This is a genomic window from Cupriavidus sp. MEYA8, from assembly GCF_059278825.1.
Map to the genome: position 1 here is coordinate 1884158 of NZ_CM181222.1, position 21502 is coordinate 1905659.

Annotated in this window: 18 protein-coding genes; 14 read left to right on the forward strand and 4 right to left on the reverse strand. The window is 65.4% G+C overall.

The features are described from left to right. Positions 1-14: 14 nt before the first annotated feature. From AC5WJ1_RS25685 to AC5WJ1_RS25705, 5 genes are all read left to right on the forward strand, one after another. The gene (locus AC5WJ1_RS25685; protein WP_133094392.1) at positions 15-1577 is read left to right on the forward strand and encodes a Re/Si-specific NAD(P)(+) transhydrogenase subunit alpha; all 1563 of its coding nucleotides are present in this window, start codon (positions 15-17) and stop codon (positions 1575-1577) included. Positions 1578-1602: 25 nt separating this feature from the next. After that, positions 1603-3000 carry a Re/Si-specific NAD(P)(+) transhydrogenase subunit beta gene (gene pntB / locus AC5WJ1_RS25690; protein ID WP_494476667.1) on the forward strand — a complete coding sequence of 466 codons (1398 nt, stop codon included), beginning with the start codon at positions 1603-1605 and terminating at the stop codon, positions 2998-3000. A gap of 685 nt (positions 3001-3685) precedes the next feature. Next, positions 3686-5425 carry an oxalyl-CoA decarboxylase gene (oxc, locus tag AC5WJ1_RS25695; protein WP_494476668.1) on the forward strand — a complete coding sequence of 580 codons (1740 nt, stop codon included), beginning with the start codon at positions 3686-3688 and terminating at the stop codon, positions 5423-5425. Positions 5426-5465: 40 nt separating this feature from the next. Continuing rightward, entirely contained in the window at positions 5466-6716 is a 1251-nt protein-coding gene (gene frc / locus AC5WJ1_RS25700; protein WP_133094395.1) for a formyl-CoA transferase, read from the forward strand. A gap of 150 nt (positions 6717-6866) precedes the next feature. Further along, positions 6867-7304 (forward strand): PAS domain-containing protein, encoded by a 438-nt coding sequence (locus tag AC5WJ1_RS25705; RefSeq protein WP_133094396.1) that lies wholly within the window; start codon positions 6867-6869, stop codon positions 7302-7304. A 171-nt stretch (positions 7305-7475) separates the two neighbouring features. Here AC5WJ1_RS25705 and AC5WJ1_RS25710 read toward each other — a convergent pair whose 3' ends face one another. Beyond that, positions 7476-8027 (reverse strand): hypothetical protein, encoded by a 552-nt coding sequence (locus AC5WJ1_RS25710; RefSeq protein WP_240745820.1) that lies wholly within the window; start codon positions 8025-8027, stop codon positions 7476-7478. A gap of 70 nt (positions 8028-8097) precedes the next feature. On the opposite strand from AC5WJ1_RS25710, the gene AC5WJ1_RS25715 reads away from it, so the two are divergent. From AC5WJ1_RS25715 to AC5WJ1_RS25725, 3 genes are all read left to right on the forward strand, one after another. Next, the gene (locus AC5WJ1_RS25715; protein WP_165971461.1) at positions 8098-8244 is read left to right on the forward strand and encodes a hypothetical protein; all 147 of its coding nucleotides are present in this window, start codon (positions 8098-8100) and stop codon (positions 8242-8244) included. Positions 8245-8334: 90 nt separating this feature from the next. Next, positions 8335-8511, forward strand: coding sequence for a type II toxin-antitoxin system RelE/ParE family toxin (locus AC5WJ1_RS25720; protein WP_434034536.1), 177 nt, complete (start codon positions 8335-8337; stop codon positions 8509-8511). A gap of 11 nt (positions 8512-8522) precedes the next feature. Next, positions 8523-8831, forward strand: a complete 309-nt coding sequence (locus AC5WJ1_RS25725; protein WP_494476669.1) for a HigA family addiction module antitoxin — start codon at positions 8523-8525, stop codon at positions 8829-8831. 113 nt (positions 8832-8944) lie between these two features. On the opposite strand, the gene AC5WJ1_RS25730 is transcribed toward AC5WJ1_RS25725, so the two are convergent. Both AC5WJ1_RS25730 and AC5WJ1_RS25735 read right to left on the reverse strand, forming a co-directional pair. Beyond that, on the reverse strand, positions 8945-9250 hold the full coding sequence (locus AC5WJ1_RS25730) for an HAD family hydrolase (RefSeq protein WP_133094398.1): 306 nt from the start codon (positions 9248-9250) through the stop codon (positions 8945-8947). Between the two features lie 119 nt (positions 9251-9369). Continuing rightward, positions 9370-10311, reverse strand: a complete 942-nt coding sequence (locus tag AC5WJ1_RS25735) for a LysR family transcriptional regulator (RefSeq protein ID WP_494476670.1) — start codon at positions 10309-10311, stop codon at positions 9370-9372. Between the two features lie 212 nt (positions 10312-10523). On the opposite strand from AC5WJ1_RS25735, the gene AC5WJ1_RS25740 reads away from it, so the two are divergent. The 6 genes from AC5WJ1_RS25740 (at position 10524) to fdhF (ending at position 19250) form a co-directional block, all read left to right on the forward strand. Beyond that, positions 10524-11222 (forward strand): hypothetical protein, encoded by a 699-nt coding sequence (locus tag AC5WJ1_RS25740; protein ID WP_434034538.1) that lies wholly within the window; start codon positions 10524-10526, stop codon positions 11220-11222. Further along, complete coding sequence (locus tag AC5WJ1_RS25745; RefSeq protein ID WP_494476671.1) at positions 11219-12151, forward strand: LysR family transcriptional regulator; 933 nt, start codon at positions 11219-11221, stop codon at positions 12149-12151. The genes AC5WJ1_RS25740 and AC5WJ1_RS25745 overlap by 4 nt, the downstream gene beginning before the upstream one ends. 138 nt (positions 12152-12289) lie before the next feature. Further along, the gene (locus AC5WJ1_RS25750) at positions 12290-12508 is read left to right on the forward strand and encodes a hypothetical protein (protein WP_133094402.1); all 219 of its coding nucleotides are present in this window, start codon (positions 12290-12292) and stop codon (positions 12506-12508) included. 697 nt (positions 12509-13205) lie between these two features. Beyond that, positions 13206-14525 (forward strand): oxalate/formate MFS antiporter, encoded by a 1320-nt coding sequence (gene oxlT / locus AC5WJ1_RS25755; RefSeq protein ID WP_133094403.1) that lies wholly within the window; start codon positions 13206-13208, stop codon positions 14523-14525. Positions 14526-14708: 183 nt separating this feature from the next. Next, complete coding sequence (locus tag AC5WJ1_RS25760) at positions 14709-16418, forward strand: NADH-ubiquinone oxidoreductase-F iron-sulfur binding region domain-containing protein (protein ID WP_135702907.1); 1710 nt, start codon at positions 14709-14711, stop codon at positions 16416-16418. 9 nt (positions 16419-16427) lie between these two features. Then, positions 16428-19250, forward strand: a complete 2823-nt coding sequence (gene fdhF / locus AC5WJ1_RS25765) for a formate dehydrogenase subunit alpha (protein WP_494476672.1) — start codon at positions 16428-16430, stop codon at positions 19248-19250. 55 nt (positions 19251-19305) lie between these two features. Here fdhF and AC5WJ1_RS25770 read toward each other — a convergent pair whose 3' ends face one another. Then, positions 19306-21405, reverse strand: a complete 2100-nt coding sequence (locus AC5WJ1_RS25770) for a TonB-dependent siderophore receptor (RefSeq protein ID WP_494476673.1) — start codon at positions 21403-21405, stop codon at positions 19306-19308. Between the last annotated feature and the right edge of the window lie 97 nt (positions 21406-21502).

A 21502-nucleotide genomic window follows, 5' to 3' on the forward strand; every position in this document is an offset into this window, starting at 1 on the left:
ATACGGTGAATGCCATGCCAATGACGATCGGTGTGCCCCGCGAGGTCCACCCGGGCGAGCGGCGCGTTGCCGCCACCCCGGACTCGGTCAAGGAACTGCTCAAGCTCGGCTACCAGGTCGCGGTAGAGACCGGCGCGGGCCAGGAGGCTTCGTTCTCGGACGACGACTACCGCGCCGCCGGCGCCGCCATCGTCGATGCGGCAAGCCTGTGGGCGTCGGTCGACGTGGTGGTCAAGGTGCGCCCGCCGCAGGTCCACCCCAGCCTGGGCGTGGAAGAGGCGGCGCTGCTGAAGAAGCATGCCACGCTGATCGGCTTTGTCTGGCCGGCGCAGCAGATGCCGATGCTGGAGCGGCTGGCGCAGCGCGGCGCCACGGTGCTGGCGATGGATTGCGTGCCGCGCATCTCTCGCGCGCAGAAGCTGGATGCGCTCAGCTCCATGGCCAATATGGCGGGCTACCGCGCGGTGATCGAGGCCGCGCATGCCTTCGGCCGGCCCTTTGCCGGGCAGATCACCGCCGCGGGCAAGATCCCGCCGGCGCGCGTGCTGGTGATCGGCGCGGGCGTGGCGGGGCTGGCGGCGATCGGCGCGGCGCGCAGCCTGGGCGCGGTGGTGCGCGCCTTCGACACGCGCCCGGTGGTGCGCCAGCAGATCGAGAGCCTGGGCGCCGAATTCCTGACCGTCGAGATCGAAGAAGACGGCAGCGGCAGCGGCGGCTACGCCAAGGAGATGAGCCCCGCCTTCATCGAGGCGGAGATGCGCCTCTTTGCCGAGCAGGCGCGCGAAGTCGACATCATCGTCACCACCGCGCTGATCCCCGGCAAGCCGGCGCCGAAGCTGCTGGAAGCCGGGACGGTCGGGCTCATGCGTGCCGGCAGCGTGGTGGTTGACCTGGCCGCCGAGCAGGGCGGCAACTGCGTACTCACCGTGCCGGGCGAAAGCGTGCGCCGCGGTGGCGTGACCATCATCGGCTATACCGACCTGCCGAGCCGGATGGCGGCGCAGTCGAGCCAGCTCTACGCCACCAATATCCGCCACCTGCTGACCGAGCTGACGCCGGGCAAGGACGGCCAGCTCGTGGTCAACATGGACGACGAGATGATCCGCGGCGCCACGGTGCAGCACCAGGGCGCGGTGACCTGGCCGCCGCCGCCGCTGACGGTGGCGATACCGCAGCAGCAGGCGCCGGCCGCGTCGCCGCCGGTGGAGGCGGAAGCCCCCCCGCCGCGCAACCGCACCGGAGTGACGCTGGTCGCGCTGGGGCTGGCGGCGATTGCCCTGCTCGCCCTCGGGGCAGTGGCGCCGCCCGCGTTCATGGCGCACTTCACCGTGTTCGTGCTGGCGATCTTCGTCGGCTACCAGGTGGTGTGGAACGTCACCGCCGCGCTGCACACGCCGCTGATGAGCGTGACCAATGCCATCAGCGGGATCATCGTGGTGGGGGCGCTGGTGCAGCTGGGCAAGCCGTCGCTGCTGACGGCGGTGATCGCGGGCTGCGCGGTGCTGGTTGCGACCATCAACATCGCCGGCGGCTTCCTGGTCACGCAGCGCATGCTGAAGATGTTCCAGCGCGACTGAATACAAAGGCAAAGGAGACCGAGCCATGCCTTCCGGCATCAGCAATATCGCTTACCTTGGCGCCAGCGCGCTGTTCATCCTCAGCCTGAGCGGGCTGAGCCATCCTGCCACCGCCAAACGCGGCAACCTGTTCGGCATCGCCGGCATGGCGATCGCGGTGGTGACCACCGTGCTGGCCGGCACGCCCGACGGCGTTCCCATCATCATCGGCGCGATGCTGGCGGGCGGCATCGCCGGCGCGGTGCTGGCCAAACGCGTGGAGATGACGCAGATGCCGCAGCTGGTGGCGGTGCTGCACAGCTTCGTCGGGCTGGCCGCGGTGCTGGTCGGCTACGCCAACTACCTGGAGCCGACCACGCTGGCCGGCGCGGAGAAGGCGATCCATGAGGTCGAGACCTACCTCGGCATCCTGATCGGCGCGGTCACCTTTACCGGCTCGATCATCGCCTTCCTCAAGCTGCAAGGCACCATGGGCGGCAAGCCGATGCTGCTGCCGGGCCGCCACGTACTCAATGCCGGGGCGCTGGCGGTGTGCGTGTGGCTGGGCTATGCCTTCCTCAGCGCGCCGGATGTGCAGCAGGGGCTGGTGCCGCTGGCAGCGATGACGGTGATCGCGCTGCTGGTCGGCGCGCACCTGGTGCTGGCCATCGGCGGCGCCGACATGCCGGTAGTGGTGTCGATGCTGAACAGCTACTCCGGCTGGGCGGCCGCGGCGACCGGCTTCATGCTGGGCAACGACCTGCTGATCATCACCGGCGCGCTGGTGGGGTCGAGCGGCGCCATCCTCAGCTACATCATGTGCAAGGCCATGAACCGCAAGTTCCTGTCGGTGATCCTGGGCGGCTTCGGCGCGGTGCAGGCGCAGGGCGCGGCGGCGGAGCAGGGCGAGGTGCTGCCGGTATCGAGCGAGGAAGTCAGTAGCCTGCTCAAGGATGCCAACGAGGTCATCATCGTGCCCGGCTACGGCATGGCGGTGGCGCAGGCGCAGGGCACCATCAGCGAGATCGCGCGGCGGTTGCGTGCGCAGGGCGTCAACGTCCGCTTCGGCATCCACCCGGTGGCCGGCCGCTTGCCGGGGCACATGAACGTCCTGCTGGCCGAGGCGCGCGTGCCGTACGACATCGTGCTGGAAATGGAAGAGATCAACGACGACTTCGAGAAAGCCGACGTGGTGCTGGTGGTCGGCGCCAACGACATCGTTAACCCGGGTGCGCTGGAGGACCCTGCCAGTCCGATTGCCGGCATGCCGGTGCTAGAGGTGTGGAAGGCCAAGACCGTGGTGGTGTCCAAGCGCAGCATGGCAGCGGGCTACGCGGGGGTCGACAACCCGTTGTTCTACAAGGACAACACGCGGATGTGGTTTGGCGACGCCAAGGGCAGTGTCGATGCGCTGCTGCGACAGCTGGAGGAAACGCCGGCGTAGGGGTTTTCCACGGGCGGGGATGCCACCGGTGGTCCTCGATGCCATCCCTGCACCCAAATTCATGCCATTTCCGCGATATATAAACAGTCATGAATAGATACGATAAAAAACTTTAAGCCAAGACTAATTAAGCCTCAGTTAGCATCAATCCACAGATTCATGCTGCAACAAAGCCAGGCGCCGCTGTGGGCCTGACGTTCCTGTTCCGGGAGCAGGGGCAGGCATGAGAAGTTGAGGATCCCGCAAGTCATTTCAGAAGGCCTTAAAGCGTCTCAAAACGTTGTATGTAATATATCTATTGGCTGGAAGTCGCAGGCTATTCGCTTGCGATTGAACTCCTGCATCTGTGCAAAGGGAGAATGATTCCCACAGATTAAGGAGTTGTGCCGATTTGAGCGCAGATACAAGCTGGTTTGCTGCGGTGCACTGACGAAAGTTCGTCGCAGAGTAGGAAAAGAGCTTGCCGTTCTCTGATATATCACATACCGTATGTCATCAAGACCGGTTGAACGAACCGGCAGAGGTTGAAGCAAGGGGGATAGTCCCCGCGCACCACGAACACGAGTTCAACGAGGAGACCAAGCATGTCCGAAGTCGTAGCGAAGCGGGCCGAGACACCACCGCGGCAGACCCCCTGAAGTAGAAGAAATCCAACCCCAGTCAATTCGTATAGAAGGAAGCAACCATGGCAGAAGTTGGAAACGAGCTGCAGCGTCACGCCGCGGAAGAACATCAGGCACAGACCGATGGTTTTCATCTGGTCATCGACGCGCTCAAGCTGAACGGCATTGAAAACATCTACGGCCTGCCCGGCATTCCGGTGACCGATCTGGCTCGGCTGGCGCAGGCCAACGGCATGCGCGTCATCAGCTTCCGTCACGAGCAGAATGCAGGCAACGCGGCAGCGATTGCCGGCTTTCTCACCCAGAAGCCGGGCGTTTGCCTGACCGTGTCTGCGCCGGGCTTCCTGAACGGGCTGACGGCACTGGCGCATGCGACCACCAACTGCTTCCCGATGATCCTGATCAGCGGCTCGAGCGAGCGCGAGATCGTCGATTTGCAGCAGGGCGACTACGAAGAGATGGACCAGCTGGCCATCGCCCGTCCGCACGCCAAGGCCGCCTTCCGCGTGCTGCACGCCGAGGACATCGGTGTCGGTGTCGCGCGTGCCATTCGTGCCGCCGTGTCGGGCCGTCCGGGCGGTGTGTACCTGGACCTGCCGGCCAGGCTGCTGGGCCAGTCGATGGAAGCCGAGAAGGGCCGCAAGTCGCTGATCAAGGTGGTGGATCCGGCCCCGCGCCAACTGCCTGCGCCGGACTCGGTCGACCGTGCCGTCGCGCTGCTGAAGAGCGCCAAGCGCCCGCTGATCCTGCTGGGCAAGGGTGCCGCGTACGCACGCGCCGATGCGGATATCCGTGCGCTGGTCGAGAAGACCGGCATTCCGTACCTGCCGATGTCGATGGCCAAGGGCCTGCTGCCCGATACGCACCCGCAATCGGCCTCGGCCGCGCGCTCGTACGTGCTGGCTGAAGCCGACGTGGTGATGCTGGTCGGCGCCCGCCTGAACTGGCTGCTGTCGCACGGGAAGGGCAAGACCTGGGGTGGCCCGAAGCAATTCATCCAGATCGACATCGCGCCGACCGAGATGGACAGCAACGTCGCCATCGCCGCGCCGGTGGTGGGTGACATCGGTTCGTGCGTGTCGGCGATCCTCGGCAAGGTCGGCAACGACTTCGCGAGGCCGCCCGCCGAGTGGCTGAACGCGGTGGATGAGCGCAAGGACAAGAACCTGGCGAAGATGGCCGAGACCCTGGCCAAGTCCAGGGATGCCGCGCCGATGAATTTCCACGGCGCGCTGAGCGTGCTGAAGGATGTGGTCAAGGCGAACCCGGGCATCTCGTTCGTCAACGAAGGCGCCAACACGCTGGACTACGCCCGTGCCGTGATCGACATGTACGAGCCGCGCAAGCGCCTGGACGTGGGTACCTGGGGCGTGATGGGCGTGGGCATGGGCTACGCGGTCGCCGCGGCGGTCGAGACCAGCAAGCCGGTGCTGGCGCTGTGCGGTGACAGTGCGTTCGGTTTCTCGGGCATGGAAGTCGAGACGATCTGCCGCTACAACCTGCCGGTTTGCATCGTCATCTTCAACAACAACGGCGTCTACAAGGGCATCGACAAGAATCCGACCGGCGGCAAGGACCCGGCGGTCACGACCTTCGTGCCGGGTGCGCGCTACGACAAGATGATGGAAGCGTTCGGTGGCGTCGGCGCCAACGTTACCACGCCGGCGGAACTCGAAGCCGCGGTGAACGAAGCGCTGCGGTCGGGCAAGCCCACGCTGGTCAACGCCGTCATCGACCCCGCTGCCGGCACCGAAAGCGGTCGCCTGACCAACCTGAATCCGCAAAGCTCGGCCAAGAAGTAATCGATCCGAATTTCACCCCCTAATCCAATAGGAGACGAAAGTGAACCTCCCACTCAACGGCATCAAGATCATCGACTTCACGCACGTCCAGGCCGGTCCCGCGTGCACGCAGCTGCTGGCGTGGTTCGGCGCAGACGTCATCAAGGTGGAACGCCCCGGTTCCGGCGATGTTACGCGCACGCAGCTGCGCGACATCCCCGATGTCGACGCGCTGTACTTCACCATGCTCAACAGCAACAAGCGTTCGCTCACGCTGGATACGAAGAAGCCGGAAGGCAAGAAGATCCTGGAACAGCTGATCCGCGAGTCGGACGTGCTGGTCGAGAACTTTGGCCCGGGCGCGCTGGATCGCATGGGTTTCTCGTGGGAGCGCATCAACGAGCTGAACCCGAAGATGATCGTGGCTTCGGTCAAGGGCTTCAGCGACGGCCACCACTATGAAGACCTGAAGGTCTATGAGAACGTGGCGCAGTGCGCGGGCGGCGCGGCCTCGACCACCGGCTTCTGGGACGGCCCGCCGACGGTGTCCGCCGCGGCGCTGGGCGATTCCAACACCGGCATGCACCTGGCCATCGGCATCCTGACCGCGCTGATCGGTCGCGACAAGACCGGCAAGGGCCAGAAGGTGGCCGTGTCGATGCAGGACGCCGTGCTGAACCTGTGCCGCGTCAAGCTGCGCGACCAGCAGCGCCTGGACCGCCTGGGCTACCTGGAAGAGTACCCGCAGTATCCGCACGGCTCGTTCAGCGACGTGGTGCCGCGCGGCGGCAACGCGGGCGGTGGCGGCCAGCCGGGCTGGGTGCTGAAGTGCAAGGGCTGGGAGACCGACCCCAACGCCTATATCTACTTCACCATCCAGGGCCACGCCTGGGAGCCGATCTGCAAGGCGCTGGGCAAGCCGGAATGGATCGACGATCCCAACTACAGCACCGCCAAGGCACGCCAGCCGCATATCTTCGATATCTTCAAGACCATCGAGGACTGGCTCGCCGACAAGACCAAGTACGAGGCGGTTGACATCCTGCGCAAGCATGACATCCCGTGCTCGCCGGTGCTGTCGATGAAGGAGATCGCCGCCGATCCGTCGCTGCGCGCCAGCGGCAGCATCACCGAGGTGCCGCACAAGGAGCGCGGCACTTACCTGACGGTGGGCAGCCCGATCAAGTTCTCCGACCTCAAGCCGGAAATCACGGGTTCGCCGCTGCTGGGCGAGCATAGCGAAGAAGTGCTGGCCGGCCTGGGCTACGGTGCGGACGACATCAAGCGCCTGCGCGAGTCCCAGGTGATCTGACGCCGCCCGCCCGGCGCATGTGCCGGGGCGTACGCCGGGGCCGCGCCAACTGCGCCGCCCCGGCGTTTTCGCTTGCAGCGCTGCCCCGTGCCGCGCTACCTTGATGGCTACATACCCCAACCGGCAATGACCGACAGAGAGGGAGTTCCCATGCCAGAACCCATCGACTACGCGCAGCTGGTGTCCGCCATCGGCGACGCCATCATCATCTCGGACGCCAAGGGCGCCATCACGCTGTGGAACCCCGCCGCCGAGCGCATGTTCGGCTACACCCAGGCCGAGGCCATGGGCCAGTCGCTCGACCTGATCATTCCCGAGCGGCTGCGCGGGCGCCATTGGGAGGGCTATGACAAGACCATGGCCACCGGCATCACGCGCTACGGCCATGACCTGCTCAAGGTGCCCGCGGTCGACAAGGACGGCAAGTCTCTGTCGATCGCCTTTACCGTGGCGCTGCTCAAGGATGACGCGGGGGCCATCACCGGCATCGTCGCCATAATCCGCGATGAAACCGTGCGCTTCCAGGAAGAGCGGGCGCTGAAGAAGCGGCTGGTCGAACTGGAAACTCAGGTCAAGGAACAGGCCTGATATCGCTGCATCCCGGCGGCCGGCTTGCCGGCCGCTTCCTGCATTTCGCTCCGTACCGCCTTGGCGTCGGCAATGCCGTTGCGCGTTGTCGAAACCGCTGACTTCCGTCGACTGACTTTCCCCGGCATACCCCGCATCGTCTCCGCCGCGCGCTTTGCGCGCGCTGCGGGCTCACCCTTTGCGCGCTGTGTGCCGCACCAGCAGCGATCCCAGCGGCAGGGCCAGCCCGAAAGCCAGGTAGACCAGCGTCAGCATGCGCGGCGACAGGCGCCGCTCGAAGCCAGGCGTCAGGCGGTGCGGCGTACACGTCAGGTCCACCAGGCAGGCAAGGGCTGCCACGCCAAGACCGCCAAGCGCCAGGGTGCCCGCGGCGCCGCGCGCATGATGCCGTGCCACCGCGGTTTCATAGAACACGGCCCAGAACACCGACATCGCATGATGGATGACGTAGCCCAGCATGGTATGCCGGACCGACGGCCGGTTGGCATGCATGGCGCGTTCGCCCCAGATCCAGTGGCTGACCGCATTGACCGGCGCGAACGCACTGCCGCAATCGACGGTGCCGCCACGGGCGAGCATGCCGGTGGAGACCAGGCTGGCGCAGGTCCCGGAAATCGCCGCGCGGCGCAGGATGGTCGACGCATCCGCCGGGAAGTGCTGCCCGGTGCCGGCGGCTTCACCGGCCGGCATGTCTGTGCGGAAGTGGTGGCGAGTAGGTTCCATGTGGTGGCAGCGGTGCGGCACATGCCTGCGCTGGCCGCTGCGGAAGCGCCCGTATGGCGGCGACACCGTCATGGCAAGCGAATTTCATGCCGTCACCAAAGTGGGCTGCGCGCGCATGACGGCCGCCGCGGATCGGGTGCCGGTGATGACCGGTGTCGATGTGGTGGTCAACCCTGGTCCGGCGCGGCAAGCGAAGCAATCTCATTGCAGGGCGTAGCCCAGCGGGCTATCGTCACGAGCGCTCGGTGCCTATGCGATAAGGCGCTGCTTCAACCGCATCACGCGGATCGGCTGCGCAGGCAACTCGGTGCATTGGATCAGGCCATCCGGCCTGAAGACATGGCTGTTCCTGGCTGGGCGCTTGCATCCGCTATGTGGCGACCTGGCTGGCCATTGGTCCGTCGTTGTCAATGGCCACTGGCGGCTGACATTCAGGTTCGAGGGAAGAGATGCCATCGTCGTGGACTACCAGGACTACCACTGAAGGACCGCATCATGAATCGCATGCACAACCCGCCGCACCCCGGAACCGTCCTGGCCGAGTGGCTTGAAGGCGTGGACGACATGACCATCACGGCGTTTGCCGCGCATATCGGCGTAACGCGGGCAACGCTTTCGCGTATCCTCAACGGACACTCTTCGATTACACCTGACATTGCCATCAGGCTCGAAGACGCGCTGGGGGCAAGCCGCGAGATGTGGAGTGGCATGCAGATGGCCCATGACCTTTGGCTTGCGGCGCAGAAGCCTCGTCCCCGGATCAAGCGGCTGATCCGGCGGGCAGTGGAAGATGCCGCCGCGTGAGCGCCGCCGCGAACGCCAAAGCCAATGTCGATGCCAATGTCGAGTCGGCAGTTCGCACCGCAATAAAAAAGGCGAGGCCGCCAAAGCGCCTCGCCTGTAACCGATCGGACTGCTCAGTTGAGATGGCCGACCGCGCGCAGGTACTCGTTCTTTTTCTCGAAGATCAGCCCGCTGAGGAAGGCCGCATCATAAGCGGCGAGCAGGTGGGCGTGGTGCTCTTCGATATAGCGGGCGACGCGGGCCTTTTCGCATTCGATGCCGCACAGCCATTCATACATCTCGGCGTCCCAGCGGAAACGCAGGCCCAGCTCGATGAAGGCGGCGTTATACGCCGCGAGCTGCGTCTCGCGCGGGATGGGCCGGTTGTCGGTGCCGACCGTGATGGCGGCGGGGCGGCTGTCAGTCTGGACCTGGTTCATGGCTTGTCTCCTCGATACGCCGTAGCGGTGGGGTTGAGACAAGCATAGGGACGGAGAAGGATTTACGATAATTAAAGTTTCACTGCAAAACCATAATCCATTGTTTATGGATTGGCGGCCTAGGCTTCCAGTCGAATCAGTCCCTCCACGCCTGTAATCCGCTGGATCAGTCCGGCGCCTTCCTCCATCAGGAACTGCTTGAACGCAAGCGCCACCGGCGGCAGCCGCTTGTTCTTGCGATGCACAACGTACCAGTTGAGCATCACCGGAAAGCCCTCGATATCGAGCACGGCCAGCTTCCCCGCCTGCAACTCGAGCCCGACCGTATGCGCCGACAGGAAGGCGATGCCCATGTTGGCAATCACCGCCTGCTTGATGGTCTCCGTACTCTTGATCTCCATGGCAATGCGAAGGTTGGACAGCCGCCCGGCAAAGCCTTCCTGCATCGAATTCCACGTATCAGAGCCTTTTTCGCGCGAAACGAAGGCCTCGTCCGCCAATGCCGCCAGCGGGATGTTGCGCTTGCCGACCAGCGGATGGCTGGGCGCCGCGACGATGACGTAAGGGTGGGGCGCGAAGACTTCGTTGATGGTGTCCATGCCTTCGGGTGGACGCACCATCACCGCAAGGTCAGTCAGGTTGCCGGCTAGCTGGTGCAGCAATTCCTCGCGGTTGTGCACGGCAAGGTTCAGCGTCACGCCTTCATGGCGCTCCATGAACTCCGCCAGCAGCCGCGGAAAGAAATAGTCGCCGGCGCTGATCACCGCCACGTTGAGGCGCCCGCCGGAAATGCCCTTGAGTTGCGACATGGCTTCTTCGGCTTCGCGGAACTGCTGGATGATGCTGCGGCTGTAATGCAGCATTTCGTGCCCTGCCGGCGTCAGGTAGATCTTCTTGCCGAGTTGCTCGAACAGCGGCAGGCCGACATGGTGCTCCAGCTGCCGGACCTGGGTTGACACGGCCGGCTGCGTCAGGTGCAGCTCCTCGGCGGCGCGTGAAAAGCTCATATGGCGGGCGACGGTTTCAAAGACCTTCAGTTGCCGCAGCGTGGCGTTCCTCATTCAATCGTTCCGTGCAATATATAAACGGTCATCAATACAAACGATAAAAAACTTTATGCAGTCCTGATCTTAGATTCAAGTAGCATCAATCCCGGATTTGCATGCCGCAATGTCAGGCGCCGATCTCATCGCGACCAAGGGCCCACACCGAAGAGGCCCGGGAGGGTGTCCCATCCGGGACGCAGCTGGCAAGCACCAGGAGACAAGAACAGATGGCGCAATATGAAGCGGCGGCCACGCCCGCTCACGGAAATGTGAACGGCCGGGGCCTGCAGAATCGTTGGATCCAGCTCGCAATCGGCGTGGTATGCATGGGGCTGGTGGCCAACCTGCAGTATGGCTGGACCCTGTTTGTATCCCCGATGGACGCCAGGCATCACTGGGGAGCACTGGGCCCGATCGCGAAGGATTACGGGTTTGCGTCGATGCCGGTGACGCTGCTGGGGCTCACGTTGCCGCTGCTGACGATGACCTTGTCGATCGACAACCTGTGCAACGGCTTCACGCGGCCGCTGTGCGGGTTCCTGTCGGACAAGTTCGGCCGCGAGAGCGGGAATCTCGGCCAAGGTATTGCTGGCGCCAATGCGCAGGCGATTCATCACCGGGCAGGCCGAAGGCCTGCAGGTCGCGGATGCCGCCTATCTGCCACGAATCCAGAGAGAAGGAGACTAAGTTCCCCGGAAGAACGGCCTGCCTGCGTGCGGGCCGTTGCCATGACATCAGGCCAACGACCGCGCGACACCAGCAAATCCATACCCACAGCAACGATGGCTGCACACAGCCACGCCCCATCCAAGGAGACTGCCATGACCGGACCGCATGCATCGGTGCCCGCACCGCGACATCCCGCCGCGCCCGACCTAGGGTTGCGCCCGAGCCGCGCCGTGGCGTGTCAGGGAGGGCGGCCATGAATATCTCGCTGCCCCAATTGAAGGCCTTCGCCGCGGTGGCGCGGCACAAGAACTTTACGCGCGCGGCCGCCGAACTCGGCCTGACGCAGTCCGCGGTAAGCCGCAGCGTGCGCGAGCTGGAAGAAGAAATCGACCAGCGCCTGTTCGACCGCACTACCCGCCAGGTGGAACTGACCGACGCGGGCCTGCACCTGTCGCAGCGCATCTGCCACCTGATCGAAGAGGTCGAGCAGACGCTGCGCGACAGCCAGAGCGCGAGCCGCCCGTGCCAGGGGCTGGTGCAGATCGCGTCGGACCCGGTGCTCAGCTCGATGTCGTTGCCGGCTTGGCTGGCGGGCTGCCGGCAGGCGTGGCCCGCGATCGCGATCCACCTGAAGGACCGTTCGCAGGAATCTGTGCTGCAGAGCGTGCGCAGCGGCGAGGTCGACTTCGGCATCGCCACCGATCCGATTGCCGCCGATGACCTGTATTGCGAGCCGCTGTGCATCGATCCCTATCACGCGGTGCTGCCCGCGCAGCATCCGCTGGCCGCGCGCGACTCGGTAGGGTGGGGCGAGCTCAGCGATGCCAGCGTGCTGACGCTGGACCAGCAGTGCGGCGTGCAGCCGGCGGTGGAGAGGGCGCTCAGCAGCTACCACGTGCGGACCAGCTCGCTGCAGCTGCTCGGGCACTTTGCCGCGGTGTTCGGCATGGTGGCGCTGGGGCTGGGCATCGGCGTCGTGCCGTCGCGCGCGCAGGCGGGCGGGCTGAACCCGGCCGCCGTGATGCGGCCATTGCGGCCGCAGGTGACTTCGACAGTCATGCTGGTGCGGCGCAAGAGCCGGTCGCTGAAGCCCAACGCAGCCGCGATCTGGGACGCTTTGCGCGGCCTGGAGTACGAACCCCCGGCCACAGCGACCGCTGCGCGCCGCGATACCACCACCGTGTGACGCATGCGGGATCGCCGTCCAACCGCTGTTGTATTGGAGTAAACTCTCTATTGATATATTACATACAGGATATTTACACATAGTGCGGCGCAGCATATAATGAAAACTCCTGACCACAACGCAACTGGAGTTTTTGAAATGGAAGTCGCACTGCTCTTCGTCCTTGGCCTGGCCGCGCTTGCCGGCGGTGTCGCCATGACCGTCCTGCTGGCTACCCGCCTGCCGATGGACGTGCTGGTGACCGCGCAGGAACATGGCCGCTTTGCCGGGCTGGGATCGAGCCAGGAAAGCGACGGAGTGGGCCGCGCACGCCAGACGCGTGTCGTGCCTGCTGCCGGCGAACTGGCGTACGCCTGATCCGTGCCGGGCTGGCCCGTCCGTGCGTTCTGCGCATGGCAGGCGGGGCCCTGAGCGCGTTTGACAAGGATGTAGCGGCCGGCACCTTGTCGTAGACCCTGTCGTCTCAAGCCTGGCTTGAAGATCCTGCGGCCGCCATCTTTCCGCCCTTCGGTGCGCTGTTGTCCTGCGCGCTGTCCTGCTTCCCCGCCCCATCGCGAACCTCCCGCCAGGCTCTTATCACCGGCGCTTGCGTTCCCGTCTTCCCTGACTTTCGGCTGAACCGTACCCGCATTCCGCTCCGGCATGCGAAGCGAGAGTCACGTTGGTCTGAATGTATCAAACTAGGGACTTTCCCCACCCGACCGTTTTCCCCGGTTTCCCCGGTCGCCAATCCCCGGCATGCTGATGGTTGCCCACCGGCGCGCCGATTGATGCGCCGGCTCAGGACAACTGCTTGATTTCCAAGGATTCCCGGTACCAGAGGCACGGCCTTTGATGCAACGCGCGCAATAGTGGCGCGGCAGCATCGAGCAGCCCGGCGCAGGTTGCGGACAGAGTTTGCTGCAGAGCCGCAACAAATACGCTTGACTTGGTTGATATATCACATACCGTATAGCACTAGAACGGCTAAGCTGTTCGAGACCGAGAGTCACGCAGAGGCGTCTTCAGGCGCCCAATCTTCCACCTTGGCGGCATGCCGCTATAAGGAGACATCATGGAACTGCAGCAAAGGGAGTCCACGTCGCGCTTTGCGTCGCCGTGGGTGCAATTGGTCTTCGGCGTAATCTGCATGGCGATGATCGCCAACATGCAGTACGGCTGGACGCTGTTCGTCAACCCGATCGACGATAAATACCACTGGGGCCGCACCGCGATCCAGGTGGCATTCACCATCTTCGTCGTGACGGAAACCTGGCTGGTACCGATCGAGGGCTACCTCGTCGACAAGTACGGCCCGCGCCCGGTAGTGGTGGGCGGTGGCCTGCTCTGCGCCGTTGCCTGGGCGCTGAACTCGGTGGCATCCTCGCTGCCGATGCTGTACGTCGCGGCGGCAATCGGCGGCCTGGGTGCTGGCGCTGTGTATGGCACTTGCGTGGGTAACGCGCTGAAGTGGTTCCCCAATCGCCGTGGGCTGGCGGCAGGGATCACGGCGGCCGGGTTTGGCGCGGGCTCCGCGCTGACCGTGGTGCCCATCGCCAACATGATCAAGACGTCGGGCTATGAAGCCGCGTTCCTGTGGTTCGGTCTTGGCCAGGGCCTGGTCGTGTTCATCCTGGGCATGGCCCTGTTCCCGCCGTCGGCCAAGATCCTGAGCGAGGTCAAGACCACGCTGAAGGCTGCCGCCACCTACAACGCTTCGCCGCGCGAGGTGCTGAAGTCGCCGATCTTCTGGGTCATGTACGCGATGTTCGTGATGATGGCCGCCGGCGGCCTGATGGCCACCGCCCAGCTCGGTCCGATCGCCAAGGACTTCGGCCTGCACGAGGCGCCGATCTCGATCCTTGGCCTGACCTTGCCCGCGCTGACCTTCGCACTGACCATCGACCGCGTGCTCAACGGCCTGACGCGACCGTTCTTCGGCTGGATCTCCGACCATATCGGCCGCGAACGCACCATGTTCTTTGCCTTCGGGGTCGAGGCCGTCGGTATCCTGCTGCTGTCGAAGTACGGCCACCATCCGGTTGCCTTCGTGATCCTGACCGGCGTGGTGTTCTTCGCCTGGGGTGAGATCTACAGCCTGTTCCCGGCCACCTGCGGCGACACCTTCGGGCCGAAGTTTGCCGCGACCAACGCCGGCCTGCTGTACACCGCCAAGGGCACGGCCGCGCTGCTGGTGCCGTTCTCCAGCGTGATCACGGCCGCCACGGGCAGCTGGCATGCGGTCTTCATGGTGGCCTCGGGCATGGCGGCATTGACTGCGATCATGGCGCTGTTCGTGCTCAAGCCAATGCGCGAAGCCCATGCCCGCAAGTATGTCCACGCCAATACCTCGGCACCGATGGGCTACCGTACCGTGCCGGAAGACCTGACCTGATGAAGAGAGGAGCCTTGCGGCGCCTGCGGGCGCCGGTAGTAGCCGGGGCGGGCGGCCGCGATACCTGCACGGGCACCCGCCCCGGTAGCACAATACGAGAAAAATGAAGCACGACAGGAGGGTGGCCCGCGAGGCACCTTCCTGATCGGCCTTCCGACATCCACAAAAGATCCAGGCACCGCCATGAACCAGGTTGTCATCCCCCTTGAGGCGACCGGGCTCGGCCGGCAGCGCAAGCGCCGCCAGCCCAAGGGCCGCCAGGTCGACGCGGCCGCGCTGGCCGAAGTGCGCGTGGCGCTGGGCGACATGCCGCGCCGCCGCGACCTGCTGATCGAACACCTGCATTGCATCAACGACCGCTATGGCCAGCTTGCGATGCCCCACCTGGTCGCGCTCGCGAGCGAGCTGAGGCTATCGATGACCGAGGTGTACGAGGTCGCCACCTTCTACCACCATTTCGACGTGGTGCGCGAGGATGCGGACGGACAGATCGCGGCGCCGCCCGCGCTGACGGTGCGCGTTTGCGAGGGCATCGCCTGCGAACTGGCCGGTGCCCGCGCGCTGATCGACAAGCTGCCCGCCTTGCTCGGCACCGACGTGCGCGTGATCGCAGCCCCCTGCATCGGCCGTTGCGAGAAGGCGCCCGCGGCACTGGTCGGACAGAATCCCGTGGACGGTGCCACCGCCGACACGGTGGCCGCCGCGGTGCAGGCCGGGGCCGTGCGTCACGAGCCCGAGCCCCATATCGGCTACGGCGCGTACCGTGCAGCCGGCGGCTATGGGTTGCTGCAGTCGCTGGCCGACGGCACCCTCGATCCCGCCGCCGTGCTCTGCACGATGGAAGATTCCGGCCTGCGCGGCCTGGGCGGCGCGGGCTTCCCCACCGGCCGCAAATGGCGCATCGTGCAGAAGGAAGCCGCACCGCGCCTGATGGCCGTGAACATCGATGAAGGCGAGCCTGGCACCTTCAAGGACCGCGTCTACCTGGAGCGCGATCCGCACCGCTTCCTGGAAGGCATGCTGATCGCGGCGACGGTCGTGAACGTGTCGGCGATCTATATCTACCTGCGCGACGAATACGCCGGCTGCCGTGCGTTGCTGGCCGAGGCACTGCAGCAGCTGCGCGACGACCCGCCCATTCCCGGCCTGCCCGCGATCGAGCTGCGCCGCGGTGCAGGCGCGTATATCTGCGGCGAAGAGTCGGCGATGATCGAGTCGATCGAAGGCAAGCGCGGCATGCCGCGGCTGCGCCCGCCATATGTGGCGCAGGTGGGCCTGTTCGGCCGGCCCACGCTCGAGCACAACTTCGAGACCCTGTACTGGGTGCGCGACATCATCGAGAAGGGCGCGGAGTGGTTCGCCGCGCAGGGACGCAACGGGCGCAAGGGCTTGCGCTCGTTCTCGGTATCCGGACGCGTGAAGAAGCCGGGCGTTCACCTGGCGCCCGCGGGCATCTCCGTGCGCGAGCTGATCGACGAATACTGCGGCGGCATGCTCGACGGCCATGCCTTCTACGCCTACCTGCCGGGCGGCGCGTCGGGCGGCATCCTGCCCGCGTCGCTGGGCAATATCCCGCTCGATTTCGACACGCTGCAGCCGTACGGCTGCTTTATCGGCTCGGCCGCGGTGGTGATCCTGTCGGACCACGACAGCGCCACGCAGGCGGCGCGCAACCTGATGCACTTCTTCAAGCATGAGTCGTGCGGGCAATGCACGCCGTGCCGCACCGGCACAGCCAAGGCCCTCGACCTGATCCACCAGCCGAAGTGGGACCTCGCCGCGCTGGACGACCTGTCCGCGGTGATGCGCGATGCATCGATCTGCGGGCTGGGGCAGGCCGCGCCCAATCCCGTCGACTGCGTGATCAAGTACTTCCCGCACGAACTCGCGTGAGAGACTGACATGAATGCACTGACCCGCGCCGAACGCGCGCTTGTCGAATCCGCCGAGCCGGCCGTCACCTTCACGCTCAACGGCCGTGAAGTCACCGCGCAACCCGGCGAAAGCCTGCTCAGGGTGGCGCAGCGCGAGGGCTTCGACGTCCCGCACCTGTGCTACAAGGACGGCCTCGAAGCCGCGGGCAACTGCCGCGCCTGCATGGTCGAGATCCAGGGCGAGCGCGTGCTGGCCCCGTCCTGCTGCCGCTATCCCGCCGAGGGCATGCAGGTCCAGACCGAATCAGAACGCGCCCGCCGCGCCCAGCGCACCGTGCTGGAGCTGCTGCAGTCGGACATGCCGGAAGCGGAATACACGCGCCACAACGAACTCGACCAGTGGGCGACGAAGCTGGAGGTAGGCAAGCCGCGCTTTGCGCCGCGCGAGCGCGTGGCGGCTGACCTGTCGCACCCGGCCATCGCCGTCAACCTCGATGCCTGTATCCAGTGCACCCGCTGCCTGCGCGCCTGCCGTGACGAGCAGGTCAACGACGTGATCGGACTGGCCTTGCGCGGCGATCAGGCCCGCATCGTGTTCGACATGGACGACCCCATGGGCGCTTCCACCTGCGTCGCCTGCGGCGAATGCGTGCAGGCGTGCCCGACCGGCGCGCTGATGCCGGCGCGCGACGTGGCCCTGGCCGTGCCCGACAAGCAGGTCGAATCGGTGTGCCCGTACTGCGGCGTGGGCTGCCAGCTGACCTACAACGTCAAGGACAACCGCATCCTGTTCGTGGAAGGCCGCGACGGCCCCGCCAACCACCAGCGGCTGTGCGTGAAGGGCCGCTACGGCTTCGACTACGTGCAGCATCCGCAACGGCTGACCGTGCCGCTGGTGCGCCGCGAAGGCGTGCCCAAGCGCGGTGATTTCGTCATGGATCCCGACCATGTGATGGACGTGTTCCGCGAAGCCAGCTGGGAAGAGGCGCTGGCGCTCGCCGGCGGCAGGCTCGCGCAGATCCGCGACACGCATGGCAAGCGCGCGCTGGCGGGCTTCGGCTCGGCCAAGGGCAGCAACGAAGAAGCCTACCTGTTCCAGAAGCTGGTGCGCACCGGCTTTGGCAGTAACAACGTCGACCATTGCACGCGGCTGTGCCATGCCTCGTCGGTGGCGGCGCTGCTGGAAGGCATCGGCTCGGGCGCGGTGTCGAATCCGGTGATGGATGTCGACAAGGCCGAGGTCGTGATCGTGATCGGCGCCAACCCGACCGTGAACCATCCGGTCGCGGCAAGCTGGATCAAGAACGCCGTGAAAAACGGCACCAGGCTGATCGTGGCCGATCCGCGCCGCTCCGACCTGGCGCGCTTCGCCTGGCGCTTCCTGCAGTTCAAGCCCGATGCCGACGTGGCGCTGCTCAACGCGATGATGCATGTGATCGTCAACGAGGGCCTGGTGGACCGCGATTTCATCGACAGCCGCACCATCGGCTTCGACGAACTGCAGCGCAACGTTGCCGCGTACAGTCCGGAGCTGATGGCGCCGATCTGCGGCATCGACGCCGAAACCATCCGCGAAGTCGCCCGGCTCTATGCGACCTCGAAGAGCTCGATGATTCTTTGGGGCATGGGAGTTTCGCAGCACGTGCACGGCACCGACAACGCCCGCTGCCTGATCGCCCTGGCGCTGATGACCGGCCAGATCGGACGGCCCGGCACCGGGCTGCATCCGCTGCGCGGGCAGAACAACGTGCAAGGCGCCTCCGACGCGGGGCTGATCCCGATGATGTATCCCGACTACCGGCGCGTCGACGATCCGGCGGCGATCGCCAGCTTCGAAGCGCTATGGGGCATGCCGCTGGACCGCCAGCCGGGCCTGACCGTGGTGGAGGTCATGCAGGCGATCGAGCGCGGCGAAGTGCGCGGCATGTACATCATGGGCGAAAACCCGGCGATGTCCGACCCCGACGCCGAGCATGCGCGCGAGGCGCTGGCATCGCTCGACCACCTCGTGGTGCAGGACATCTTCCTGACCGAGACGGCGTACCTGGCGGACGTGGTGCTGCCGGCATCGGCGTTCCCGGAGAAGACCGGCACCTTCACCAACACCGACCGCACCGTGCAGCTCGGGCGGCAGGCGCTCGACCCGCCGGGGCAGGCGCGGCAGGACCTGTGGATCATCCGGCAGATGGCGGCACAGCTCGGGCTGGACTGGCACTATGACAGCGTGGTGGACGTGTTCAACGAGATGCGGCAGGCAATGCCGAGCATCGGCGGCGTGACCTGGGAGCGGCTGGAGCGCGAACATGCGGTGACGTATCCGTGCAAGGAAGAAGGCGATCCGGGCGAGCCCGTGATTTTCACGGACAGCTTCCCGACCGAAAGCGGCCGTGGCCGTTTCGTGCCCGCGGACATCATTCCGGCGGCGGAGCGCCCTGATGCGGACTACCCGATGGTGCTGATCACCGGGCGCCAGCTGGAGCACTGGCATACCGGCAGCATGACGCGTCGCGCCGGCGTGCTCGATGCGATCGAGCCGGACCCGGTGGCGCTGGTGCATCCGCTGGATCTCGATGCACTGGGCGGCAAGCCCGGGGATGTGGTCACGCTGTCGTCGCGCCGCGGCGAAGTCACGCTGTATGCGCGCGCCGATGCCGGCACGCCGCGCGGCGCCGTGTTCGTGCCGTTCTGCTACTACGAAGCGGCGATCAACAAGCTGACCAACGCGGCGCTGGACCCGTTCGGCAAGATTCCCGAGTTCAAGTATTGCGCGATCAGGATGACGGTGGGCGGGCAGGTGCCGGTGCAGTCGAGCTATGGGGGCGGGCAGATATTGGAGCCAGCATCCGTCTGACCGGAAGGATGGTGGTGTTTCGCATGGCAGGCGAGACACCACCCCGTTCCCGGGCTCAATAGTTCATCGTCACGTTGAGCATGGCTACCCGCGGATTGCCCACGGGCAACACGTTGTTGTTCAGGCCTCCCGCGTAGTACATCTTGTCGAACACGTTCTTGACGTTGAATGCCGCGCGCCAGTGCGATGCCACGTACCCGACGGCAAGATCGGCCACCGTGTAGCCCGGCACGGTGTAGTTGAAGCTGTAGCCGCGCTTGGCGCTGTCGCCGCGCAGGCCGGCACCGACGTACCAGCCGGCCAGCGCCCCACGCAAGCGATACTGGCTCCAGACCGAGAAGCTGTGCCGGGGCACGCTGTTCAGCGGCTTTCCGACGTTGGCGGCCGTGGTGTCCTCGGTGACTTCGCTTGCGATGTAGGCATAGGCCGCCGACACGCTAAGGCCATTGCCGAGATCCTGCGTCAGTTCCACTTCCAGCCCGCGCGAGCGCTGTTCGCCGACGGCCATGCTGAAACCCGTATTGACCGGATCGCTGCTGAGCACATTGGTGCGTGTCAGGTCGAACGCGGCCAGCGTCAGCAGGCCGGTTTTGGCGGGCATGTCGAACTTGATGCCCACTTCGTACTGGCGCCCCTTTTCTGGCTGGAATGTGGCGCCGCTGACATCGGTGCCGGCGTTCGGCAGGAACGACGTGGCGAAGCTCGCGTACGGCCGTGCCCAGTTCGTCAGCTCGTACATCACGCCCGCGCTGCCGGTGACGGCATTGTTGTCATTCACGGAACGCGACGACGCCAGCCGGTCCGATGTGCTCGTCCGCGCCGATTCGTAGCGCACGCCGCCAGTCAAGGTCCAGCGCTCTGCAAGACGGATCTGGTCGCGCAGATAGAGGCCGACCGCATCCAGCGTATCGGTCGCGTCGAGGCTATAGGCGGACGGACAGTTGATGCTGGCGCCATAGACCGGGTTGTAGACGTTCAGCGCGGCCACGCGGCACGTCTTCTGCAGGCGGTCTTCCTTCGTATGCCGGTAGTCGACGCCGAAGGTCACGCTATGGGCATGCCCCGCAAACGCAAAGGTCCGCTGCACGTTGGTGTCAACGCCGAACGAATTCCCCGAAAAGCTCTGCTGCGTGCCACTGCGGTTCATCGACTGGCTGTTGACCGCCATCGTGCCGGCCGATACCAGCGTGCCGGTCAGCGACGATGCCTGGTAGCGCAGGTTCTGGTTCAGCGTCCAGCCGGAGTCGAAGCGGTGCGTCAGCGCGTAGCCGATGCGGTTCTGCTCGCCGTCGTAAGACGGGGCATTCGGTTCGCCGATGAAGCGGTTGCTCGGCACCACGCCATTGCGGTTCGGCACCAGGGTGCCGTTCACGGGCAGGCCCTGCTGGCGCACGTAGTTGCGCTGGTTGTGGCTGGCCAGGATCGTGAAGTCCGTGCGCGTGCCAAGGTCGAGCGTCAGGGACGGCGCGATCCAGCGGTTGCGATACCAGACGTAGTCGGTCGGATCGTCGCTGTTCATCATCAGCGCGTTCAGGCGGAACGCAGCCTTGCTGTCCCTGGCCAGCGGCGTACCCACGTCGACCGTCATCTGCCGGAAGCCATAGTTGCCGACGGTAAGCCCCAGTTCGCCGAACAGTTCCGCGCGCGGACGCTTGCTGACCATGTTGACCAGGCCGCCGGGCTGCACCGCGCCGAACAGTATCGAGGCCGGTCCCTTGAGCACTTCCACGCGTTCCACGCCGAACAGTTCCTGCGCCACGCGGTTGTTGCTGTCGACGAGCAGGCCGTCGGCAAAGATCGATTCCGATGCACGCTGGCCGCGGATGATGAAGTCGTCCCAGCCGCGCCTGCCATAGGCGTTGGTGACCACGCCGGCTGAATTCTGCAGCGCGTCGCTGAGGTTCTGTGCCTGCTGGCTGTCGAGCAGGTCGCGCGTGATGACGGTGATCGATTGCGCGGCGTCGGCCGCCGATTCGCCCGACTTGGTCACGCCGGCCGCCCGCCGCGTGGCGAAACCGACGTCGGTTTGCCCGTCACTGGCGGCGCTGACCGTCACGGATGGCAGCGTGGTGAGTTCGTCGGCGGCGTGGGAGACAACGGGAGGCAGGAGCAGGGAACTGGCAGCGGCGGGTATGGCAAGACGGCGGAAAAGCATGACGGCCCAGGGCGAAAGCAACGAAAGGCCGAATAATAAATAAGAATAATTCGTATTTCTAGGGATTTGATCGGCTTATTGCCAATCGCGGCATCAG